Raw genomic sequence first — 21,344 nt, 5'->3', positions numbered from 1 at the left:
AGGTAAAAAGGACAGCCTGCAGATCTGCGCTTCGTACAGCCTCTATATAAAGGCTGCGTTGTTCCCGCCGGGGCGGGAGTCCGATCGTCGGCCCGTTTCCAGGCCGCCGATGCGAATAGGGTTACAGTTTGGGCATGCCGCCGCCGGGCATCATGCCACCCAGGCCGCGCATCATCTTGGCCATGCCGCCTTTGGCAGAAAACTTCTTCATCATCTTCTGCATCTGCTTGTGCTGCTTGATCAGACGGCCGATGTCCTGCACCTGGGTGCCGGAACCAAGGGCGATACGGCGTTTGCGCGAACCGCTGATCAGCTCAGGGTCGCGGCGCTCGGCCGGGGTCATCGAGTTGATGATCGCTTCCATCTGCTTGAACTGCTTCTCGGCGGCGCCCTGGGCGCTGCCCATCTGGGCCAGGTTGACACCGCCGATGCTCGGCAGCTTGTCCATCAGGCCGCCCAGGCCACCCATGTTCTTCATTTGTTGCAGCTGGTCGCGGAAGTCTTCGAGGTCGAAGCCCTTGCCCTTCTTAAGCTTCTTGGCCAGTTTGTCGGCCTTGTCCTTGTCGAGGGTCTGTTCGGCCTGCTCGATCAGGCTGAGCACGTCGCCCATGCCCAGGATGCGCGAAGCGATCCGGTCGGGGTGGAACGGCTCGAGCGCGTCGCTCTTCTCGCCCATACCGATGAACTTGATCGGCTTGCCGGTAATGGCGCGCACCGACAGCGCGGCACCGCCACGGGCGTCACCGTCGACCTTGGTGAGGATCACCCCGGTCAGCGGCAGCGCATCGCCGAACGCCTTGGCCGTATTGGCGGCGTCCTGGCCGGTCATGGCGTCGACCACGAACAACGTCTCGATCGGCTTGACCGCAGCGTGCAGGTCCTTGATCTCGGTCATCATTTCGGCGTCGATGTGCAGACGGCCGGCGGTGTCGACGATGACCACGTCGATGAACTTGAGCTTGGCTTCGCGGATCGCCGCCTCAGCGATGGCCACCGGCTTCTGGCTGATATCCGACGGGAAGAAGGTCACGCCGATGTCGCCCGCCAGGGTTTCCAGCTGCTTGATCGCCGCCGGACGGTAGACGTCGGCCGAGACCACCATCACGGTCTTTTTCTTGCGCTCTTTGAGGAAGCGCGCCAGCTTGCCGGCGGTGGTGGTCTTGCCCGCGCCCTGCAGACCGGCCATCAGCACTACCGCAGGCGGTGCGGCGTTGAGCGCCAGGTCTTCGTTGGCGGCGCCCATCAGGCCTTCAAGCTCAGCCTGGACGATCTTCACGAACGCCTGGCCCGGGGTCAGGCTGCGCGACACCTCGGTGCCGACCGCACGCTCCTTGACCTTGTTGACGAAATCCTTGACCACCGGCAGGGCGACGTCAGCCTCGAGCAACGCCATGCGCACTTCACGCAGGGTGTCTTTGATGTTGTCTTCGGTCAGCTTGGCCTTGCCGGTGACATGGCGCAGCGTCTGTGACAGACGGTCGGTCAGGTTTTCAAACATGGTGATCCTTTCGGGCTCTGTAGAACCGAGGTTTATCAGCTGCCTCTGGCGTAATCGGCCGGCCTTGGGCAGGGGCAGGCCGGCGATTATAACGAAGACTTGGCCCAGCGCACACCATGCCGTCGGCTGGCAGTCTTCCTAGGCGGGCGCGATCTATGCCAAACTCAGTCCCTTTCGGGCTTGCCTAACAGGACTTATGCTCCCCTTGTCACCCAGCTTGCTACCCAATCTCATCGCCGCCTGCCTGTATGCCGCCGCGACCTTCTATCAAGGCTCACGCCTGGCCCAGGGCACCAAGGCCGACAAACGCCTGCTCGGCCTGCTTGGCGCGCTGGCGGTCATTGCCCAGGGCACTGCGCTGTTCTGGCAACTGCTCACGCCCCTGGGCCTGAGCCTGGACTTCTTTAGCGCCGCCAGCCTGATCGCCACCGCGGTGATCGCCCTGACCCTGCTGGCCTGCCTGCGCATACCGGTGGAGAACCTGCTGCTGTTGCTGTTCCCGCTGGGCATGGCCACGGCGCTGATCGCCCAGTTCGCGCCGTCGGGCACGGTGCCGCTGATCAACGAAGAGCCGGGCATCCTCGCGCATATCCTGCTGTCGATCCTGGCCTATGGCATGTTCACCATCGCCGTGGTGCAGTCCCTGCTGCTGCTGTTGCAGGATCACCAGCTCAAGCACAAGCACCCCTCCGGGCTGATCAAGAACTTCCCGCCGCTGCAAACCATGGAAAGCCTGCTGTTCGGCTTCCTCTGGGCCGGCTGGGGCCTGCTGTCGCTGTCACTGCTGTCCGGCTGGCTGTTCCTCGACAACCTGTTCGCCCAGCACCTGGTGCATAAAACCCTGCTGGCGTGCCTGGCCTGGATCGTCTTCAGCGTATTGCTGTGGGGCCGCACCCGCCTCGGCTGGCGCGGGCATAAGGCGATCCGCTGGACCCTGGCCGGCTTCTGCCTGCTGATGCTGGCCTATTTCGGCAGCAAGCTGGTACGCGAATTCATCCTGCATATCTGACGGGCACAGGTAAATGGACGCTCTGCCGTTAGGACCGCTACTCGGCGTATTGGCACTGGCACTGCTGTGGTCGGCGCTGTTCACTGCGGTGGACGCCGCCCAGCAGCAACTCAACGGTGGCCGGCGCAACCCGCAGACCGGCGAGCACCCCGAACTTGCCGTAACCCCTCAGGCCCTGGTGCTGTGCTCGACCCTGGGCAAGCTGCTGGTATTGGCCCTGGCCTGCCTGATGGGCCAGCGCTACAGCGGCGAGCACGGTTTCTGGCTGGCCGGCCTGGGCGCTGCCGCCGTACTTTTGATCGTTGCCGAATACCTGCCGCGACAGCTGGCCAGGCGCAATCCGCAGGCCTTCATCGGCCTGGGCAACAGCTTGCTCAAAGTGCCGCTCAAGCTGTTGCAGCCCCTGGCCTGGCTGCTCGATGGCTGCGCGCGGGTGCTGCTGCGCCCGTTCCGGGTGCAAAGCCATGCGGTAGCGCTGCACGACAACGACGACAGCGACAGCTACGCCGCCGACGAGCCGGATGCCGACCAGCGCCTGAACCTGCCGGAAAGCCTGCTGGCGCTGGACAAAATCACCGTCAACGACATCCTCGTGCCGCGCAACGATGTCGACGGCATCAACCTCGACGAGCCGATCGAGGCAATCATCGAGCAGTTGATCATCAGCCGCCACACCCGCCTGCCGGTCTACCACAGCGATATCAACCAGGTGGAGGCGATCCTCAATACCAAGCTGATCAGCCACCTGCTGCCCAAGGCCGAACTGACCCGCGAAACTCTGCAGGCGGCCTGCTACGAACCCTATTTCGTGCCGGAAAGCACCCCGTTGCAGCTGCAATTGCTGAATTTCCACAAACAGCAGCGGCGCCTGGGCGTGGTGGTCGACGAATACGGTGAAGTACTGGGCATCGTTACCCTGGAAGACATCCTCGAAGAAATCGTCGGCGAGTTCGAAGACGAACACAGCCTCGACAACCCGCATATCCACCCCCAGGCCGACGGGCGCTTTGTCATCGAAGGCAACGTGTCGATCCGCGAGCTCAACCGCACCCTGGGCTGGCACCTGCCCAGCGACGGGCCGAAGACCCTCAACGGCCTGGTCACCGAAGCCCTGGAAAGCATCCCGGCAAGCGCCGTGTGCCTGAAAATCGGCCGTTATCGCCTGGAAATCCTCGAAACCGAGGACAATTGTGCCAGCCGCATACTGGTCTGGACGCTCAAGCGCTAGCTATACTGGCCACACGCTTACCCAGCCCCAGCCGTCTCGCCCGCTACCCGCACCGGCGTCACACGGCCAGTCAGCCTGACTGAACATTGCGCGCACCAGCGGTACTGGCTCACACCCCGAGCCTTGCCCGCGCCCGCCCCCATCCCCAACGGGCGTATGTTTCGTCACGCGACCATAACAATTCGCTTCGGTGCACGCCCGTGCCTGCCTGTTCGTACCCGGCCGGCGGCGATGCCCATGGAGCTCTCGACTGACAGGGATAATCGCATGACGACCAGCAGCACCTACCCCGAAACCGCCCAGGCCAGCCCCGGCAACTCGCCGGCACGGGTTGCCACCGCCAGCTTCATCGGCACCGCCATCGAGTTCTACGACTTCTACGTGTACGCCACTGCGGCGGCGCTGGTGATCGGCCCGGTGTTCTTCCCGCAGACCTCCGGCACCGCGCAGATGCTCTCGGCGTTCCTTACTTTCGGCATCGCCTTCCTGGCCCGGCCCCTGGGTTCGGCGCTGTTCGGTCACTTTGGCGACCGTATCGGCCGTAAATCGACCCTGGTCGCATCCTTGCTGCTGATGGGTGTGTGTACCACCCTGATTGGCGTACTGCCCGGTTACGACAGCATTGGCGCCTGGGCGCCGATCCTGCTTTGCGTGTTGCGCTTCGGCCAGGGGCTTGGACTTGGCGGTGAATGGGGCGGCGCGGCGTTGCTGGCCACCGAGAACGCGCCCAAGGGCAAGCGCGCCTGGTTCGGCATGTTCCCGCAGCTAGGCCCTTCGATCGGTTTTCTGGCGGCCAACGGCCTGTTCCTGACCCTGGCCATGCTGCTGACCGATGAGCAATTTCGCAGTTGGGGCTGGCGCATTCCGTTCCTGCTCAGCGCCGTGCTGGTGATGGTCGGCCTGTACGTGCGCCTGAAGCTGGAAGAAACCCCGGTGTTCGCCAAGGCCGTGGCCAGTCACCAGCGGGTGAAAATGCCGGTGGTCGAGCTCTTCGCCCAGTACTGGGCCCCCACCCTGCTGGGCGCGGCGGCCATGGTCGTGTGCTATGCGCTGTTCTACATCTCGACGGTGTTCTCGCTCAGCTATGGCGTTTCGACCCTGGGCTACAGCCGCGAAACCTTCCTCGGCCTGCTGTGCTTCGCGGTGCTGTTCATGGCCCTGGCAACGCCGTTGTCGGCCTGGCTCAGCGACCGTTACGGGCGCAAGCCGGTACTGATCGTCGGCGCTGTGCTGGCGATTGCCTCGGGCTTTACCATGGAACCGCTGCTGACCTCGGGTTCGACCACGGGGGTGGCACTGTTCCTGGCCATCGAGCTGTTCTTGATGGGCGTGACTTTCGCGCCGATGGGCGCCTTGCTGCCTGAGCTGTTCCCTACTCACGTGCGTTACACCGGGGCGTCGGCAGCCTACAACCTGGGCGGGATCGTCGGCGCCTCGGCGGCACCGTTCTTTGCCCAGAAGCTGGTGGCCATGGGCGGTTTGAGCTGGGTCGGCGGCTATGTCTCAGCGGCAGCTGTGCTGAGCCTGATTGCGGTGTTGTGCCTGAAAGAGACGCGCCACTCGGAGCTGTAAAATCATCGCGGGGCAAGCCCGCTCCTACCGGTGTAGGAGCGGGCTTGCCCCGCGATTGCTTAGAACTCTACCTTGACCGCCTGCGAAGCTCGGGTGGCCTTGGCCCGGGCGGCTTCGATCGACTCGTCGCGGGCCAGGCACACGCCCATGCGCCGCTGGCCATTGACCTCAGGCTTGCCGAACAGGCGAATGGCAGTGTCCGGCTCGCTCAGGGCGGCGCCAAGATTGGCGAACGCGGTCTGCTGCGACTGGCCTTCAACCAGGATCACCGCCGACGCCGACGGGCCGAACTGGCGGATCAGCGGGATCGGCAAGCCCAGGATCGCCCGCGCATGCAGGGCGAACTGCGAGAGGTCCTGGGAAATCAGGGTCACCAGGCCCGTGTCATGCGGGCGTGGCGAGACTTCGCTGAACCACACCTGGTCGCCTTTGACGAACAGCTCGACACCGAACAGGCCGCGGCCGCCCAGCGCCTCGGTCACTGCTTTGGCCACCCGCTCGGATTCAGCCAGGGCCACCGGGCTCATCGCCTGCGGCTGCCAGGATTCCTGGTAATCGCCCTTCTCCTGACGGTGGCCGACCGGCGCGCAGAAGGTGGTGCCGCCGACATGACGAACGGTCAGCAGGGTGATTTCGTAGTCGAAATCGATGAAGCCTTCGATGATCACCCGGCCCTTGCCGGCACGCCCGCCTTCCTGGGCATAGTCCCAGGCCTTTTGCACGTCGTCAGCGCTGCGCAGCAGGCTCTGGCCCTTGCCCGACGAACTCATCACCGGCTTGACCACGCACGGGAAGCCGAGGTCGTCGACGGCCTTGGCGTATTCCTCGAAGGTGTCGGCGAAATGGTACGGCGAAGTCGGCAGGTCGAGCTCTTCGGCGGCCAGGCGACGGATGCCTTCGCGGTTCATGGTCAATTGCGCGGCGCGAGCGGTCGGCACCACGGTGAAACCTTCGTTTTCCAGCTCGACCAGGGTCGCGGTGGCGATGGCTTCGATTTCCGGGACGATGTAGTGCGGCTTCTCGGCCTCGATCACTGCCCGCAGGGCGGCGCCGTCGAGCATGTTGATCACGTGGCTGCGATGGGCCACCTGCATGGCCGGGGCATTGGCGTAACGGTCCACGGCAATCACTTCAACGCCCAGGCGTTGCAGCTCGATCACCACTTCCTTGCCCAGCTCGCCGCAGCCACAGAGCAGTACGCGGGTCGCGGTCGGCGACAATGGGGTTCCGATACGGGTCATTTCAGGTCCTCAGAGGGAAGAACATCCTGGGCCGCCCCGTACTCGGTGCAACCCGGTGAAAAGGAGCGCCATTTTACATGAACCGTGCTCAGCCGGTGACCACGCGCTTGCGCGCGCGCCAGGCCATGGCCAGCCAGACCACGGTAACCCCGGCGAATTTCGAGGCCATGGCGGTGCCGACCACGGCCGGGGTCAGGGCGCCGATCATGCCGAAGAAGATAAAGGTGTCGATCGGAATGCTCAGCGCCGAACTCAGCCACAGGCGATCGTGCAGCGGCCGCTTGGTGATGGTAAACACCAGCCAGTCGATCAGCTCAGACACCGCGAAGGCGGTGGCGCTGGCCAGGGCGATGGCCGGCTCCGAGGTGATGTAGGACAGCACCAGGGCCGCCAGCATGGCCACCAGCGCGCCGTGGCCGAAGCGGGTCTGGACCATGTCGCGCAGGATGAACACCAGCCCGCCCCAGGCGGACCAGATGACGTCCAGGTGCGGGGCACTGGAGAAGGCGTAGTTGATCAGCACTACGCTGCTGATATAGGCAATCAGAAAGAACATGGGATCGACCGCTGGGTAAGCGCTACAGGGTACTGCAGCGCTTGCCGGCGGCCAAGCGGCGGATCATGCGCCGACGCTGAAGATCAGCCCGGCCGCGACCGCGCGCTCGTGGCACAGCTTGAGCACCTGACGCCGCTCGCTGTTGTCCATCCGCCCCCAGCGGGTGATTTCAGCGGCGCTGCGTTGGCAGCCGGTGCAGATATCGGCGTCATCCAGCGCGCAGATCTGCACGCAGGGCGAGGCCACCGGGCGTTCAGGCGTGCTCATCAATCCTCCTGCGGGGCCAGGTCGCGGGCATAACGCTCGGCGTTGTGCACGTAGTGGGCGGCACTGGCCTCGAGCATCTTCTTTTGCGCCTCGGTCAGTTCGCGCACCACCTTGCCCGGCGAGCCCATCACCAGCGAGCCGTCAGGTATTTCCTTGCCTTCGGGGATCAGCGCGTTGGCGCCGATGATGCAGTACTTGCCGATCCGCGCACCGTTGAGGATCACCGCGTTGATACCGACCAGGCTGTGGTCGCCAACCGTGCAACCGTGCAGCATGGCGTTGTGGCCGACGGTCACGCCCTTGCCCAGGGTCAGCGGCGAGCCCATGTCGGTGTGCATCACCGTGCCGTCCTGGACGTTGCTGTTCTCGCCAATGTCGATCAGCTCGTTATCGCCGCGCAACACCGCGCCGAACCAGACGTTGGCGCCGGCCTGCAGGCGTACCTTGCCGATCAGCGTGGCAGTCGGCGCAACCCAGCTGCGCGGATGGGTTTCGACCCGCAGGTCGCCCAGACGGTATTTCATGCGTGGATCCTCACGGTGCGGCGTGGCTGGCGGGTGGTCCCGCTCAAATGGGGGTAAAGCGTTCAGGCGGCTGATGCAGGCTGATGTTGGCATCGTAAAGCAAGTTGACCAGCTCGACGATCATGATCGCCGACAGCCCCCAGATCTTGTACTCGCCATAGCGGTAGCTGGGCACGTACCAACTGCGGCCCTGATAATCGATACGGTGGGTATGGTCACGCGGGTCCTGGCGAAAGAACTCCAGCGGCACGGTGAACACCGCAGCGATCTCGGCGTCGTTGGCCTGGTATTCGACAAAATCCGGAATCAGGCCGACGAAAGGCGTCACTTTCAGCCCATGCAGCGAGATCAGCGGGCTCAACGGGCCGATGATCTCCACCAGGCCCGGCGGCAGGCCGATTTCTTCTTCGGCTTCACGCAGGGCGGTGAAGATCAGGTCGGGGTCTTCCGGATCGCGGCGACCACCGGGGAAGGCCACCTCGCCGCCGTGGGTCGACAAGCCCTTGGCGCGCAGGGTCAACACCAGCTCCGGCTCTTCGCTGCGGGTGATGGGCAATAACACAGCGGCCTCGGGAAAACGTCGGTCCGTCTCCAGGGTACTCGGCGTATGACTGCTCACGCGGCGAAGTAGCTCGTCCAGCATTGCTCTCTCTCGATTCCAAAGCCTGTCGTGCATGATGCACCAAAGCCGCGGGCCGCCCAAGTCCCGGCGACGATCCGGCTTGCGGCCGCAGGGACAGTGGCGCCAAGATAGGCGCACCTAACAGGAATAAAAGCATGAAATTCTGCAGTGCGTGCGGCAATCAGGTGATTCAGCGTATTCCCGAGGGCGATACCCGCCTGCGCTATGTCTGCGATCACTGCCAGACCATTCATTACCAGAACCCCAACATTGTCGCCGGGGTGCTGCCGACCTGGGGCAGCCGGGTGCTGTTGTGCCGCCGCGCCATCGAACCGCGCCGAGGCTACTGGACCTTGCCCGCCGGGTTCATGGAGAACGGCGAAACCATCGAACAGGCCGCGCGCCGGGAAACCGATGAAGAAGCCTGCGCCCGCGTAGGCGGCATGAGCCTCTACCAACTGTTCGACCTGCCGCACATCAACCAGGTGCACGTGTTCTTTCGCGCCGAGCTTGCCGACCTGGACTTTGCCGTGGGCGTCGAGAGCCTGGAAGTGCGGCTTTTCGACGAAAGTGAAATCCCGTGGGACGAGCTGGCTTTCCGCACCGTCAGTCGTACCCTAGAATGCTATTATCGTGACCGCATCGAGCAGCGCTTCCCGATCGGCAATGAATGCCTGTCACCCATGCTCGTCTCGTCACCCAACACCTAGCTTTTTCAGGGATATCGTTTCATGCGCTGGTTGCTTGCCCTTTTCTGCCTCAGTGTGGCTTCGATGTCCCAGGCGGGTTTCACCGAAACCATCATCACCCGGCCGGTCGACCAGACCGCGCCTTCGCCACTGCAACCGCAAGCGCCCAAGCCTGCGCTGATCGACAAGATCCTGGTGATCAAGTCCGAACGTCGTTTACAGCTGATCAGCGCCGGCACGCCGCTGAAAACCTACCGCATCTCCCTGGGCAAGCAACCCAAGGGCGCCAAGCTGCGCGAAGGCGACAAGCGCACCCCCGAAGGCTTCTACTGGATCGACTGGCGTAAGCAGAGCGACCGCTACAACCTGGCCATGCACGTGTCCTACCCGAATATCACCGACGCCGCCCGCGCCCGTCGTGAAGGCGTTCCGCCGGGAGGGATGATCATGATCCACGGCACGCCGCTGAGTGAGGAATACCCGGAAGAAGTCTTCCACACCCTCGACTGGACCGAAGGCTGCATCGCCATGACCAACCGCGACATGCGCGAAGTGTGGAACATGGTCCCGGACGGCACCATGATCGAGATCCGCCCCTGATCGCCCCTTAAGGCGCTTCCGACAATTACGTCGGAAGCTTCCCTCGTAACTCAGGCCTCAGCCCTACCCTTCTATCGGCTCGGTAGCGCATCCATTCGAATAGCAGCGTCCATAAGATCCACGCATCTGGATACCACCTGGACGCTACTGCATGCCCAGTTCACTCAGCATTGTCGCTGCACGCCTTGTCATCCGGCCTTCGGCCCTCTTAATTGTGCTGTTGATGGTGCCTCCCGCCAGTGCTCATGAACACCTGGGCATTCAGCCGCTACGCGACCAGCGCCTGCAACTGGAACAACTCGAGCAACGTCAACGCCTGCGCAAGCTGCAACGTGGCGATGAATTGGCCGAACCGGCCAGCCAAGCACCAGCCGCCACCGAGGTCTCGCCCTGCTGGCCGCTGAACGGCGTGCGCCTGGCTGGCAACCGGCAACTCGGCTCGGCAGAACTGGCCGCCAGCGTGCGACCGCTGCTGACCCCGTGCATGGACGTGGCACGGATCAACCTGATCCTCAAAACCATCACCGAGCAGTATGTGCAAGCCGGCTACCTGACCAGCCGCCCCTACCTGAGCCAGCCGCCGCAAGCAGGCGCAACTCTGGACATCGAGATCGTCGAGGGCTTTGTCGAGTCGATCGAGCTGGCCGACCCCGACTTGCCGCTGTCACTGCACAGCGCGTTCCCGACCCTGCTCGGCCAGCCCTTGCGCCTGAGCGAACTGGAACAGGGCATGGACCAGCTGAACCGGCTGCGAGCCTTCGACCTGGGCGCCGACCTGCTGCCCGGCGAGCTGCAAGGCGGCACCCGCATCCTCATCACGCCGCGGCAGATCAACCCGCGCTGGCGCCTGGGCAGCAGCTTCGACAACCGCGGCAGCGAGCTGACCGGGCGCGAGCGAGTCGGCGCCAGTCTGACCCTGGACAGCCCGTTGCAGCTCAATGACTACAGCCAGCTGTCGCTTACCTCGACGCTGGGTTCCGCCGCCAGTTACAGCCGCGGCTACGGCCTGTACTACAGCATTCCCTACGGCCCCTGGACCTACGCGCTCAACCTCAACCAGCTGCAGTACCAGGCGCAACTGCCGGGCCGGCGCGAGCGCAGCAGTGGCCAGAGCGGGTTCTATGGCCTGAGCCTTGAACGCAACCTGTGGCGCAACCAGCACGGGCTGCTCAGCGCCAGCCTGCGCCTGGACCAGAAGCGCCTGGACAACCGCCTGGCCGGGCAACGCCTGCACGTGCAAAGCCCGACCCTTACCAGCCTGGAAGCAGGCCTGAACCTGCTGTGGCTCGACGCCAACCTGTGGAGTGCCTACCTGGGCATTGCCCAGGGCCTGGAATGGTTTGGCGCCGATACTGCGCCGCTGGCCAGCAACGCGCCGCAGCCGCAGTTTCGCAAGTACCGCGCAAGCGCCCTGCACCTGCGCCAGGGCCGTGACCCGGCCTGGCCCTGGCGTTGGCAGAGCGAACTGAACCTGCAATACAGCGCCGACGCTCTGCCGGCAGTCGAGCAATTGCTGCTCAGCGACACCAGTGCCGTGCGCGGCTTTCGCCAACAGGTGGCGGCTGGTGCCAGCGGCGCCGCGTGGCGCAACACCCTGAGCCAGCCGTTGGCCCTGAACCTGCCCGCCGGGCTAGTGATTCGCCCGCAACTGGGCCTGGACCTGGGCTGGAGCAAATACGACCACGGCCGCGCCGCACAGCGCTTGGCCGGCGCCCATGCCGGCCTTGAACTGAACCTGCCCGACAGCCTGCTCAAGCTTGACTACCAACGCGCGCTGCACGCCAGCAACACCCGCCGCCAGGACCTGGAGCCCGGCTACTGGCTGCTGGAGTGGGTACTGAACATCTGAAGTCCACAACAAAAAAGAGAAGACAGTGATGCCCAAGACGCCCTCCCCCGCCGTACAACGGCGCAGGCTCAATCGCCTGCGCTGGATAATCGCCCTGAGCCTGATGAGCCCGGGCATTGGCCTTGCCGCCAACGGCCTGCAAGCGGCAGCCGGGGTTGCCGGAACGCCGCTGATCACCGATCGGCACGGTGTACCGGTGATCGATATTGTCGCGCCCAACGCCAGTGGCCTGTCGCACAACCAGTTTCTCGATTACAACGTCAACAAATCCGGGTTGGTGTTGAACAACGCCCTGCAGACCGGGCAATCGCAACTGGCCGGCGCCCTGGCCGCCAACCCGCAGTTTCAGGGCCAGGCCGCCTCGACCATTCTCAATGAAGTGATCAGCCGCAACGCCTCGCGCATTGCCGGCCCACAGGAAATCTTCGGTCGCCCGGCCGACTACATCCTGGCCAACCCCAATGGCATCACCCTCAACGGTGGCAGCTTCATCAATACCACCCGTGCAGGCTTTCTGGTCGGAACGGTCGAGCTGCAAGACCAGCGCCTCAAGTACCTCGATACCCGTACCGCCAGCGGCACCCTGGAGGTCCTCGGCGCCGGCCAGAGCAACCACTACGGAGCTCTCGAACTGATCGCCCCACGCATCGACAGCCGCGGCGCGCTCGCGGCGCGCGACGACTTGAGCCTGGTGGTCGGGCGCAACCGCATCGACGCCACCGACGGCCAGGTCATCGAGCACCTGGCGGCGCCGGCTGGCAGTATCGATGCCAGCCTGTTTGGCGCCATGCAAGCCGGGCGCATCCGTATCCTCAGCACCGCGGCGGGCGCCGGTGTGCGCATGGCCAGCAGCCAGTTGCAAGCCCGCGACGGGATCGCCATAGACGCTGCCGGCACCCTGGAGATCAGCGCCGTACGCGCCCAGGCGCAACAGGTAAACATCAAGGCCGGCAAGAACCTCACCCTCGATGCCCAAGCGCGGGAAAACATCAGCCGCGAACAGCAGAACCGCAAAGAAAAGTGGGGGCTCATCACCACCGAAACCTACGAGCGCGAAAGCACCCGCACCGAGCGCCAACAGGTCGGCAGCCAGATCAAGGCCAGCCAGGACATCAACCTGCAGGCGGGCGGCGACCTGCGCATGGTCGCCGCCAGCGTCGAGGCCGGTGGCGACCTGTCGGTCAAGGCGGGCCAGAACCTGACCATCAGCGCCGGCGTCGACAGCCTGCAGGTCGATGAAAAAATCCGCCACCGCAAACATCTGTGGCGCGGTGACAAGGACAGCAGCAGCTACCAGGAAAGCGCCAAGGCCAGTGTTCTGTCCGGCCAGCAGGTTTCCCTGGCGTCCAAAGGCAACACGCAGATACTGGGCAGCGCCCTGAGCAGCGCCGGCGACATGAACCTTAAGGCCGGCAAGCTGGAGGTCGCCAGCATCGCACTGAGCAACGACGAAAACACCCGCAACTACAGTGGCGACCTGGTCTCCGGCAGCTTCTTCGGCAAGAACGGCCAGACCGAAGCCAAGGGCCAACAGGGTAGCGCCAGTAACCTTCAAGCTGAAGGTGCATTGACCGTGGTGGCTGACCAGGTGCAAATCAAAGGCTCAAAGGTTCAAGCCAAAGGCGATGCGCTGTTGCTCAGCGAAAAAGCCCGGCTGTCGGTCGAGGCGACACACAATGAGTCCAGCGTCGAGCAACGTGATAGCGACAGCAAGCTGTTCGGCCTGATCGCCGAAAGCAGCCAGCGTCAGGAACAACGCCAGCAGGTGCTGAGCAGCGACCTGGCCTCTGCAAGCAACCTGCGCCTGGCCAGCGCCGATGACCTGCAGGTGATCGGGTCAAGGCTCGAGGCCGGCAAGCAACTGCACCTGCAGGCGCAAAACGCCATCGATGTGCGCAGCGCCGAACAGCTGCAGACCGTCAGCGAACAAAAGCAGCAACAGGGCTTCACTGCCAGCGCCAGCCAGACCCAGGACGCCATCGACGGCAAGCCCGACTCGCGCCAGTACACAGCTTCGGTGGGTTACGCCGTGGTCAACACCGACACGCAGGCATCCCACCTCAAGCAGGTTGCCAGCGAGCTCAAGGGCGCAGGCGTTGCACTCGAAAGTGCTGAAGATATCGACATCACGGGCTCCAGCATTGAGGCGCTCGCCGGTGACCTTCAGTTGGATGGTCGCACTGTCACCGTAAGCGCAGCTCGCGAACTACAGTCGCAGCAGACCACCACCAGCGAAAGTGGCGGCGGCCTGCGGGTCAGTGGCGGCATCGATGCTGTTGGCAGCGCCTTCGAAGGCTACTACAGGCGCCAGGAGGTCGATGAACGCGCAAGCCAGGCGCAACGCAGCAGCCTGAGCGCCACTGGCGATCTGCGCGTGACTGCCGACACGCTGGTCAACGAGGCTGCCCGCCTGACAGCTGGCCGGTCGCTCGAGCTGCAGGCCGGCAGCGTAGACAATCGCGCCGTCGACGATACCCGCGAATCAAAACAGACCCAGACCCACTGGCAAGCCAGCCTCGGCGCCAGCCTGGTGTACAAGGACCTGACCCGCCCGGTGGAGAACCTGGTCACCGGCATCGAAGCCAGTCGCTTCCAGCAGGCATCAATCGAAGACGCCCTGGCCCCGCCAACGCTGGGCGCTGATCTTGAGTTCAAGCATCTCAATCGCGAAGAGTTCAAGCGCAGCAACACCGCGCAAGTCACCGAACTCATGGGCCAGCGTATCAACCTCAAGGCCGGCAGCCTCGACGATACCGGCACCCAGTACCGGGCCAGCCAGGGGCCCTTGTCGATCCAGGCGCAAAACCATCGCTTCGTCGCCGCCCAGGACAGCACCAGCACAGGTGTCGAGCGCCTGGATGTAGACGCTGCGGTGCGCGTCGAAACCAGCACTGGCAGCGATATCAACCTGCGTCTGTCCGGCAAGGGTGGCTCGCTGCTGACCGACAACAGCACGCAAACCGCTCGCCCTGGCAGCCTCTATGGGCAAACCGGCATCCAGGTGCAACTGGGCAGTGATGGCCTGTACGAAGGCACGCGCTTCAATGCCGGCGACGGCTCGCTTGAAATAACGGCCAAGGGTGACCTGAGCCTTGCCCAGGCCAACGATCAACAGCGCCAACAGTTGAACAAACTCGACGGCAACGGCTGGTTCAAGGCAGGCAACGCACCGGCGGGCAGTGCCCTGGAGTTTCGCGGCTACCTTGACCAGAGCAAACTGGACAGTCTCGATACCCAGGCCCGCGTGGTAGAGATAGACGCCAAAGGCAAAGTGCAACTGCAGGCCGGTGGTGCCCTCGAGCTTGTGGGTGGGCGCATCGGCAGCAGCGCGGCCAAGGTCGCCGATATCGAGCTGCAAAGCGCGGGTGCGCTGAAAGTCAGCGCTGCCACTGATACCCACAAGGCTCAAGGCAGCAACATCGGCGGCGGCCTGGAATTGCTCGGTAAAAGCACCAGCAATGGCAAAGGCGCTGGCCTGGGTGGCCACTTCAGCGCTGGGCGGGTCGATGAAGCCAGTACCACGGCCAGCGGGGCCAACTGGTTTGCCAGGGAGCAACTGCTGTTGAGCAGCACCGCCAGTCAGGACGATGCGCTGACGCTGCAAGGCGTCAAGGCCTCGGCAAACCAGGTCGCCATCAGCGCCAGCGAAGGCGGCGTGCTGATCGAGGCCGCAGGCAGCAGCGAACGGCGCAACAACCTCGACATCACCGCCGGTGCCGGCCTCAACGCGGCTCCAGGGGCGACGTCGAAAGAGGCCAAACGCGGGCTGTATGCCCGCGGGCAGGTGAACATCGACAACGCCGACAATCTCACCTTCGCCAACAGCCAATGGCGCGCCGGCCAGATCAGCCTGGCCAGCCTGAGCGACACGCGCCTTGACGGTGTGCGCCTGGATGCCGGGCGCATCGACGGCCAGGTCGGCGGCGACCTGCACGTCGCCAGCCGCCAGGACCGGGTCAATCAGTTGAACGTGAAGGTGGATGCGCGCTTGAGCCAGGAAAAGAACCCACAGGGCTATATCAACGCCGCCAACGCGGTGGCCGGCCCGCTGGCTGACAAGGTCGGTAAACCGGTCGGCGGCGCGTTGCAGAAAGTCGACCCGAAGACCTCACCCACCTTCACCCTCAAGGTCGAGCACACCCAGCGCGACACCGTCGCCAGCCAGAGCGCGCTCAACGGCCGCGACGGCATCGACCTTGAGGTCGGCGGCGCCGTGCGCCTCTCCGGCGCCAGCCTGCAAGCGAACAAGGGCAAGGTGCAGTTGGGCGGTGCCGCCGTCACCGAGCAGAACGTGCAGGGGCGCGATTACTATCGCCAGGTGGGCATCAACGCCTCGAACGCACCGGTCGACCTGGTCAGCGGCCTGATCGATGTCTACGGCTCCGGCGCCAACAGCAACGCAGGAGAAAAGCCGTTGGACCTCGGTTTCCTGCGCACCAGCGGGCATGACCGCAGCACCACTCTGGCCTCGAGCATAACGGAGGGCAGCAAGCCGCGCTGAGGCCGCCTGCCGGTCACCACTTGAGGGTGCGGCTGATGCCGGTTGCATCCGCCTTGAGCCAGCCGGCCGCCAGCAACACCGGGTACAGGGCGGTACCCGGTGTCATCTCGCCCTGCAGCTTCGCGCGCCGGGCGAGCAGGTCGGCATCCAGCTCGGCCTGATGCTGCCCCTGCAACTGCAACCGCGCCAGCAGATGCATGCCTGCCGAGCAATCAATGCGCACCTGGCCCGCCCCAAGGGGCACCGACCAGGGCGCGTCCATGGCCAGACCGTCGACGCTGATCTCGCCCTGGCTGCCTCGGCACTGTCGACCGCTACCCTGCACGTCGATCCGTCCGCTCCACTCACCCGTCAGCCGATAGGACGAAGGCGTCGTGAGTGTAGGCTGCATTGGCACTACTGCCGCCCGCCAGTTCCACGGCCAGCCAGCAACCTGTACCTGCCAGCTTTGCCCCTGGAACCCAAGCTCGACCTGGGCCTGCAGACGCCAGGGCTGCCAGTGCCAAGCGACCGGCCCCACCTGCCCCAGACGTTGCGCCTGGCCTTGCCAGAGGCTGCCGGAGACGCCTTCGGCGGCAACGGGCGCGAGCAGCCAGTTCGCCGGCAACGCGGCCAACAGGCTCAACATGAACACCAGGGCAAACCAGCCCCCACGCTTCATTGTTGCAACTCCAGCTCCAAGCTCATACCTGACTCGCCCTGCTCCAGCGACCAGCGCAGCGGGCGCACGCCTTCGCGCTGTACAGCCAGTAGCCAGCGCTGCACACCTTGCTCATCGGCGGCACGGCCCTTGATCTGCCAACTGTGGTTTTCTGCCAGCACTTCATTGAGGGCAATACTGTGTGCCTGGGCCGATTGCTGCAGTTGCTCGGCACTGAAGCGCGTCTGCACCTGCAGGCTGGCCGCCGAGCGGGCCAGGGCTTGCCACTGCCGTGCGTCCTGCCAGCGCGCGGAGCCTTCACGAACGATCAAGGTGACAAGCAATACGCCTACCATCACCCAGGCTGCGGGCATCAACCAGCGGCGCTGCAGCCATGCACTCATGAGACAGCTCCCAGGTCGAACACCAGTTGCAGTTGGCCTTCGCCCGTGCTTGCTGCAACCGCCACGCCAACCTGCCGGGCGATGGCCTGCCAGGTTGCCGCCTCGGGTGCCTGGTCGCCACGCAGGCGCAGGGTCCAGCGTTGTCCGTCAAAGCCACTGGCGCTGACATGCCAACCGGGTTGTGCCTGCAACCATTGCTGCACCGCCATCTGCAACTGCTCGATCTGACGCAGGCGCAAGTGGCGATCCGCCTCGGCCTGGCGCTGACGCTTGAGGAGCTGGGCTGCCTGGCGAGATGAAGTGACCGGCCCGGTGACCGCCACCACTTGCGCCTTGTAGACCTCGTTCTGGCGCCATTGCTGGGCCAGCCACAGGCCGCTGCAGACCAGCCCCAACAGCGCGCAGGCGGCCATCAGGCGCCATTGCCCGGGGGCCATGGCAACGCGCAGCCGCATCTGCCGCGCCGGGTGCAGAGCAAACAGGCTGGGCAAAGGCTCCAACGCGGCCAACCGCGCTGGCCAGGCCCCTTCAAACATTTCGGGTTGCAGGCTTGTCCAGGGAGCCGGCAAGTTCGATCCAAGCAGTGTCGGCCAGGCCAGCCAATGCTGGCGTGAGAGTTCGGTTACCCCCTTGAGCAACAGCAGGTCCGGGCTGCGCTGCCAGCACAGGGCGGTACCCGCTGGAGTGTCTGCCAGCAACTGAAACTCGGCCCAGCAGCGCTCGACGCTCAAGCCCCAGTCGGCGCACTGGCCCAACCATTGTTCGAGCAAAGCCTGATCGACGCTGACCAGCTCCAGTTGATTGCCCTGACGTGAAACACAGCCACAACGGATCGATTCGGCCGGTTGCAGCAAACGCTCTTCAAGCAGCAAAGGCCACTCATCACGCTTGAGCCCCGGCGGCGCCGCAAGCTGGCTATGGCTGCAGTGGTTACCGGGCAGAATCAGCGCCACACGCGCGCCGTCCGGGCTGGGCGGTTCTCCCTCGCCGGCTTCGCGCCTGCCGTCAGCCAGGCGTAACCAGCTCCAGGGCGCTTGCCCCACACCAGGGCGCAGTAGCAACCAGTTGCTTTCGCGTGGCGTTTGCCAGCGTTCAAGCCATTTCATCAGGGTGCCTCCGGCAGGGCGAAGGTACAGACATAAGGTGCTCCATCACGCTTGAACTCAAGGCGCACACCGCGATCCGGGGCGGACCGCTCGGCAGAAGGAAAGGCCAGCCAGCGGCCCGATTGAAAAAACGCAAAGCTTGGCGCCGTGACCTGATCGAGCTGTTCACGTTGACGCCATTGAGGCTTACCCACCGCATACAGGTCGGACGAGGTTTCCAGCAGCAGGCGTTGTCCGCGTGCGTCGTAGCTCAGGCGTTGACGCTGCAGGCGCGAGCCGCCCTCGGCTTGCGGCCAGGCACTGCGCGCCACCCATTGCAACTGCAGGGTGGCGGGTTGCCAGTCGAGCCAGTTGATCGCCAGGGGCAGACGTTGCTCATAGAGCTGGCGCAACACCGTGGAGTCGAAACGCCGCTCCAGGGCCAGGCAGAAATCCAGCACCGGCGAGCCCGGGGCAGGTTGCTGCAAGCGCTCGCGCATACCGGCCCAGGCATTGACCAGCGCCGCCAGCAAGATCCCCAGCACCGCGGTCAGGGCCAGGGCCACCAGCAGTTCAAGCAAGGTCAGGCCCTGCTGGCGGCGCTTCATGGGCGCACCAGAAAGATACGGTACTGGCCGAGCGGATCGCGCCCGTCTCGGTCGGCAAACAGGTGCAATTGCCCTCGGCGCAGGTTGCGCACGCCGGTCGAGGTCAACTGCAGTTGCCAGTGACACTGGCCATCGCCTTGCTGCAATTGCCCGGCGGCGCTGCTTTGCAGCGGCCAGAACCGCTCGACGGCAAACCGCGCCTGCAGCTCGCGCGCACAGAACACCCCCAGGCGGTGGTGCTGCACGCTCTGCTGCACCGCCAGACGCTGGCGCAACACCTGGCTGGTCATGATTGCCAGGGCGGCGGCAATCCCCAGGGCCACCGTCACCTCAAGCAGGGTGAAGCCGCGTTGTGCGCGCTTCACAGCGGCGCCCTGTGCAACTGGCCGGCGCTGCTCCATTGCCAACGCTGGGTGCCTTCGGGCCAATGCCAGTTCAAGGTGGCGCTGCGGGCAAGCCCGGAGGGCGTGAACACCAGGCGTGGCTCACGGCTGGCAGGCCAGTCGGCTTGCAGCGTTGCCGGCCAGTCAGCGAAATCGACGGGCTCGACCTGCCAGCACTCGGCGACCCGGCGGACAAATTCGGGGCGGCTGCCATTCCAGCGCAAGCCGCGAATCTCCCCCCCGTGTAGCGCCAGCTCAGCCTGCTGGCGGCTGGCTCCGGCCAGGCGCTCAAGGGCCTGCTGCACCGGCGCCTTGCCGCTGTCGAGCCAGGCAATGCTCAAGGTGCTCATCAGCCCGGCGATCAGCAGCACCACAAGCATCTCCAGCAGGGTAAAACCACGCTCGCTGTGCATCCTTAAAGGTTCCAGTTACCCAGGTCGGCATCGATACCTTCGCCGCCCTCGACGCCGTCGGCGCCCAACGAGTAGATATCGATGCGCCCGTGCTGGCCGGGGGCGCGGTACTGATAGGCAGTGCCCCAGGGGTCCTGCGGCAGGCGGCGGATGTAACCGTCGGCGCGCCAGGCGCGTGGCAGCGGCTCTGCCGTCGGTTTGCTGACCAGCGCCACCAGGCCCTGCTCGGCCGAAGGGAAACGCAGGTTGTCGAGACGGTACATGTCCAGCGCCTGCTCCAGGGTCGACAGGTCGGCCATGACCTTCTGCTTCATGGCCTTGTCCTGGCTGCCGAGCACGCTTGGGGCGACCACCGCGATCAACAGGCCGATGATGAAGATCACCACCATGATTTCCATCAGGGTAAAACCGCGCTGACGCGCGCGTGGGCTGTGCATGGTCTTGCTCCTTTTCAAAGTGTCAGGCCCTGGTTGAGCTGCATGATCGGCAACAGCACGGCGAGGACGATGAACAACACCACCGCGCCCATCACCAGGATAATCAGCGGCTCGAACAAGGCCATGGCGCTGTCGACCTGGCGGGCGAAGCCACGCTCCTGGTTGTCGGCGACCCGTTCGAGCATGTCCGGCAAGGTGCCGCTGGCCTCGCCACTGGCGACCATGTTCAGCAGCAACGGTGGGAAGTGGCCGCTGGCATCCAGCGCCCGGTGCAGGCTGACCCCGCCCTGCACATCGCTGCTGACCCGTTGCAGGGCCAGGTGGATGCGCCGGTTGTTGACCGTGGCCGTGGCCACTTGCAGGGCTTCAAGCAGCGGTACGCCGCTGCCGCATAGAATCGCCAGGCTGCGCGACAGGCGCGCGCTCTCCAGCACCGCCAGCAAGTTGCCGATCCGCGGCAGGCGCAGCAGCAGGTCGTCGCGGCGCAAACGCCAGTGCGGGCGGCGCAACAGCCAGGCGCCGAGCAGCGAGGCCAACACAGCGCCGAGCAGCAACCACGGCCCAAGCAACACCAGCAGGTCGCTGATACCGATCAGCAGCGAAGTGATCCACGGCAGGCTCTGCCCGGAGTGAGCGAACTGCTCGGTAAGCTTGGGCACCACGAAGGTCATCAGGCCAACCACCACCGCCAGCGACACCCCCATCAACACGCAGGGGTAGATCAGCGCCGTGCGCGCCTTGTGCTGCTGACGTTGAACCTGTTCGAGGTGCTCGGCCAGGCGTTCCAGCACCTGGGCCAGGCGCCCGGAACGCTCGCCGGCCTCGACCAGCGCGCAGTACAAACCGCAGAACAGGCCGCCCTGGCGCGCCAGGCTGCGGGCCAGGCTCAGGCCTTCGGCGAGCGATCCGCGCACCGCCACCAGCAGGTTTCGCAGGGCCGGTTCCACCAGTTGCCGCTCCAGGGTCGCCAGGGCATCCACCAAGGGAATGCCGGCGCCGGTGAGGGTCGCCAGTTGCCGGGTCAGCTCGCACAACTGGGCGCGGTTGACCCGCTGGCGGCGCGGCTGTTGAGTGGCCGCATCGTGGCGTTGCAACTGCCGGGTGAACAGCCCTTGCTCACGCAACAACTGGCGGGCATGGCGCTCGCTGTCGGCCTGGATGCTGGCCTTGCGTGCCCGGCCGCTGAGGTCGACCGCTTGGTAACGAAAGGTCGGCATG

Annotated in this window: 21 protein-coding genes; 7 read left to right on the top strand and 14 right to left on the bottom strand. The window is 64.9% G+C overall.

Going from position 1 to position 21,344, the window contains the following annotated elements; translation table 11 throughout:
• Window positions 1-121: 121 nt before the first annotated feature.
• Window positions 122-1,498: a signal recognition particle protein gene (ffh, locus tag UB48_RS10350; protein WP_038996825.1), complete on the bottom strand. Its 1,377-nt coding sequence runs from the start codon at window positions 1,496-1,498 to the stop codon at window positions 122-124.
• A gap of 205 nt (window positions 1,499-1,703) precedes the next feature.
• On the opposite strand from ffh, the gene UB48_RS10345 reads away from it, so the two are divergent.
• From UB48_RS10345 to UB48_RS10335, 3 genes are all read left to right on the top strand, one after another.
• On the top strand, window positions 1,704-2,507 hold the full coding sequence (locus tag UB48_RS10345) for an inner membrane protein YpjD (RefSeq protein ID WP_176794297.1): 804 nt from the start codon (window positions 1,704-1,706) through the stop codon (window positions 2,505-2,507).
• 13 nt (window positions 2,508-2,520) lie between these two features.
• Complete coding sequence (locus UB48_RS10340) at window positions 2,521-3,735, top strand: transporter associated domain-containing protein (RefSeq protein WP_045196547.1); 1,215 nt, start codon at window positions 2,521-2,523, stop codon at window positions 3,733-3,735.
• A gap of 267 nt (window positions 3,736-4,002) precedes the next feature.
• Entirely contained in the window at window positions 4,003-5,307 is a 1,305-nt protein-coding gene (locus UB48_RS10335) for an MFS transporter (protein WP_045196545.1), read from the top strand.
• Window positions 5,308-5,366: 59 nt separating this feature from the next.
• Here UB48_RS10335 and purT read toward each other — a convergent pair whose 3' ends face one another.
• The 5 genes from purT to UB48_RS10310 form a co-directional block, all read right to left on the bottom strand.
• Window positions 5,367-6,548, bottom strand: a complete 1,182-nt coding sequence (gene purT, locus UB48_RS10330) for a formate-dependent phosphoribosylglycinamide formyltransferase (RefSeq protein WP_045196543.1) — start codon at window positions 6,546-6,548, stop codon at window positions 5,367-5,369.
• An 88-nt stretch (window positions 6,549-6,636) separates the two neighbouring features.
• Window positions 6,637-7,104: a VUT family protein gene (locus tag UB48_RS10325; RefSeq protein ID WP_045196541.1), complete on the bottom strand. Its 468-nt coding sequence runs from the start codon at window positions 7,102-7,104 to the stop codon at window positions 6,637-6,639.
• Window positions 7,105-7,167: 63 nt separating this feature from the next.
• Window positions 7,168-7,371, bottom strand: coding sequence for a DUF1289 domain-containing protein (locus UB48_RS10320; RefSeq protein ID WP_045196539.1), 204 nt, complete (start codon window positions 7,369-7,371; stop codon window positions 7,168-7,170).
• Window positions 7,371-7,895 (bottom strand): gamma carbonic anhydrase family protein, encoded by a 525-nt coding sequence (locus UB48_RS10315; RefSeq protein ID WP_045196537.1) that lies wholly within the window; start codon window positions 7,893-7,895, stop codon window positions 7,371-7,373. The genes UB48_RS10320 and UB48_RS10315 overlap by 1 nt, the downstream gene beginning before the upstream one ends.
• 43 nt (window positions 7,896-7,938) lie before the next feature.
• A complete protein-coding gene (locus UB48_RS10310) occupies window positions 7,939-8,538 on the bottom strand; it encodes a CoA pyrophosphatase (protein WP_010220257.1) in 600 nt (199 codons plus the stop codon).
• A gap of 134 nt (window positions 8,539-8,672) precedes the next feature.
• Here UB48_RS10310 and UB48_RS10305 point away from each other — a divergent pair, with 134 nt between their 5' ends.
• The 4 genes from UB48_RS10305 (at window position 8,673) to UB48_RS10290 (ending at window position 16,156) form a co-directional block, all read left to right on the top strand.
• Complete coding sequence (locus UB48_RS10305; protein WP_045196535.1) at window positions 8,673-9,227, top strand: NUDIX hydrolase; 555 nt, start codon at window positions 8,673-8,675, stop codon at window positions 9,225-9,227.
• A 21-nt stretch (window positions 9,228-9,248) separates the two neighbouring features.
• Window positions 9,249-9,806, top strand: a complete 558-nt coding sequence (locus UB48_RS10300; RefSeq protein WP_045196533.1) for a murein L,D-transpeptidase family protein — start codon at window positions 9,249-9,251, stop codon at window positions 9,804-9,806.
• Between the two features lie 223 nt (window positions 9,807-10,029).
• Entirely contained in the window at window positions 10,030-11,655 is a 1,626-nt protein-coding gene (locus UB48_RS10295; RefSeq protein WP_045196610.1) for a ShlB/FhaC/HecB family hemolysin secretion/activation protein, read from the top strand.
• 28 nt (window positions 11,656-11,683) lie between these two features.
• Window positions 11,684-16,156, top strand: a complete 4,473-nt coding sequence (locus UB48_RS10290) for a hemagglutinin repeat-containing protein (protein WP_045196531.1) — start codon at window positions 11,684-11,686, stop codon at window positions 16,154-16,156.
• A gap of 13 nt (window positions 16,157-16,169) precedes the next feature.
• Here UB48_RS10290 and gspN read toward each other — a convergent pair whose 3' ends face one another.
• Genes gspN through gspF form a run of 8 tightly spaced genes read right to left on the bottom strand, consistent with a single transcriptional unit; the run spans window position 16,170 to window position 21,343 of the window.
• Complete coding sequence (gspN, locus tag UB48_RS10285; RefSeq protein ID WP_045196529.1) at window positions 16,170-16,817, bottom strand: type II secretion system protein N; 648 nt, start codon at window positions 16,815-16,817, stop codon at window positions 16,170-16,172.
• Window positions 16,814-17,200: a type II secretion system protein GspM gene (gspM, locus tag UB48_RS10280; RefSeq protein ID WP_045196527.1), complete on the bottom strand. Its 387-nt coding sequence runs from the start codon at window positions 17,198-17,200 to the stop codon at window positions 16,814-16,816. The genes gspN and gspM overlap by 4 nt, the downstream gene beginning before the upstream one ends.
• Entirely contained in the window at window positions 17,197-18,306 is a 1,110-nt protein-coding gene (locus UB48_RS10275) for a type II secretion system protein GspL (RefSeq protein WP_045196525.1), read from the bottom strand. Before UB48_RS10275 ends, gspM begins: the two co-directional genes overlap by 4 nt.
• Window positions 18,306-18,893, bottom strand: coding sequence for a prepilin-type N-terminal cleavage/methylation domain-containing protein (locus UB48_RS10270; RefSeq protein ID WP_045196522.1), 588 nt, complete (start codon window positions 18,891-18,893; stop codon window positions 18,306-18,308). Before UB48_RS10270 ends, UB48_RS10275 begins: the two co-directional genes overlap by 1 nt.
• On the bottom strand, window positions 18,890-19,258 hold the full coding sequence (locus UB48_RS10265) for a type II secretion system protein GspI (RefSeq protein WP_045196520.1): 369 nt from the start codon (window positions 19,256-19,258) through the stop codon (window positions 18,890-18,892). Before UB48_RS10265 ends, UB48_RS10270 begins: the two co-directional genes overlap by 4 nt.
• Window positions 19,255-19,689 carry a prepilin-type N-terminal cleavage/methylation domain-containing protein gene (locus UB48_RS10260; protein ID WP_045196518.1) on the bottom strand — a complete coding sequence of 145 codons (435 nt, stop codon included), beginning with the start codon at window positions 19,687-19,689 and terminating at the stop codon, window positions 19,255-19,257. The genes UB48_RS10265 and UB48_RS10260 overlap by 4 nt, the downstream gene beginning before the upstream one ends.
• Window positions 19,690-19,691: 2 nt before the next feature.
• Window positions 19,692-20,126 carry a type II secretion system major pseudopilin GspG gene (gene gspG, locus UB48_RS10255; RefSeq protein WP_045196516.1) on the bottom strand — a complete coding sequence of 145 codons (435 nt, stop codon included), beginning with the start codon at window positions 20,124-20,126 and terminating at the stop codon, window positions 19,692-19,694.
• Window positions 20,127-20,140: 14 nt separating this feature from the next.
• The gene (gene gspF, locus UB48_RS10250; RefSeq protein WP_045196514.1) at window positions 20,141-21,343 is read right to left on the bottom strand and encodes a type II secretion system inner membrane protein GspF; all 1,203 of its coding nucleotides are present in this window, start codon (window positions 21,341-21,343) and stop codon (window positions 20,141-20,143) included.
• Between the last annotated feature and the right edge of the window lies 1 nt (window position 21,344).

It is taken from the genome of Pseudomonas sp. 2(2015) (assembly GCF_000955865.1).
Taxonomy (GTDB): Bacteria; Pseudomonadota; Gammaproteobacteria; order Pseudomonadales; family Pseudomonadaceae; genus Aquipseudomonas.
This window is presented reverse-complemented; position numbering and strand designations above follow the sequence as displayed.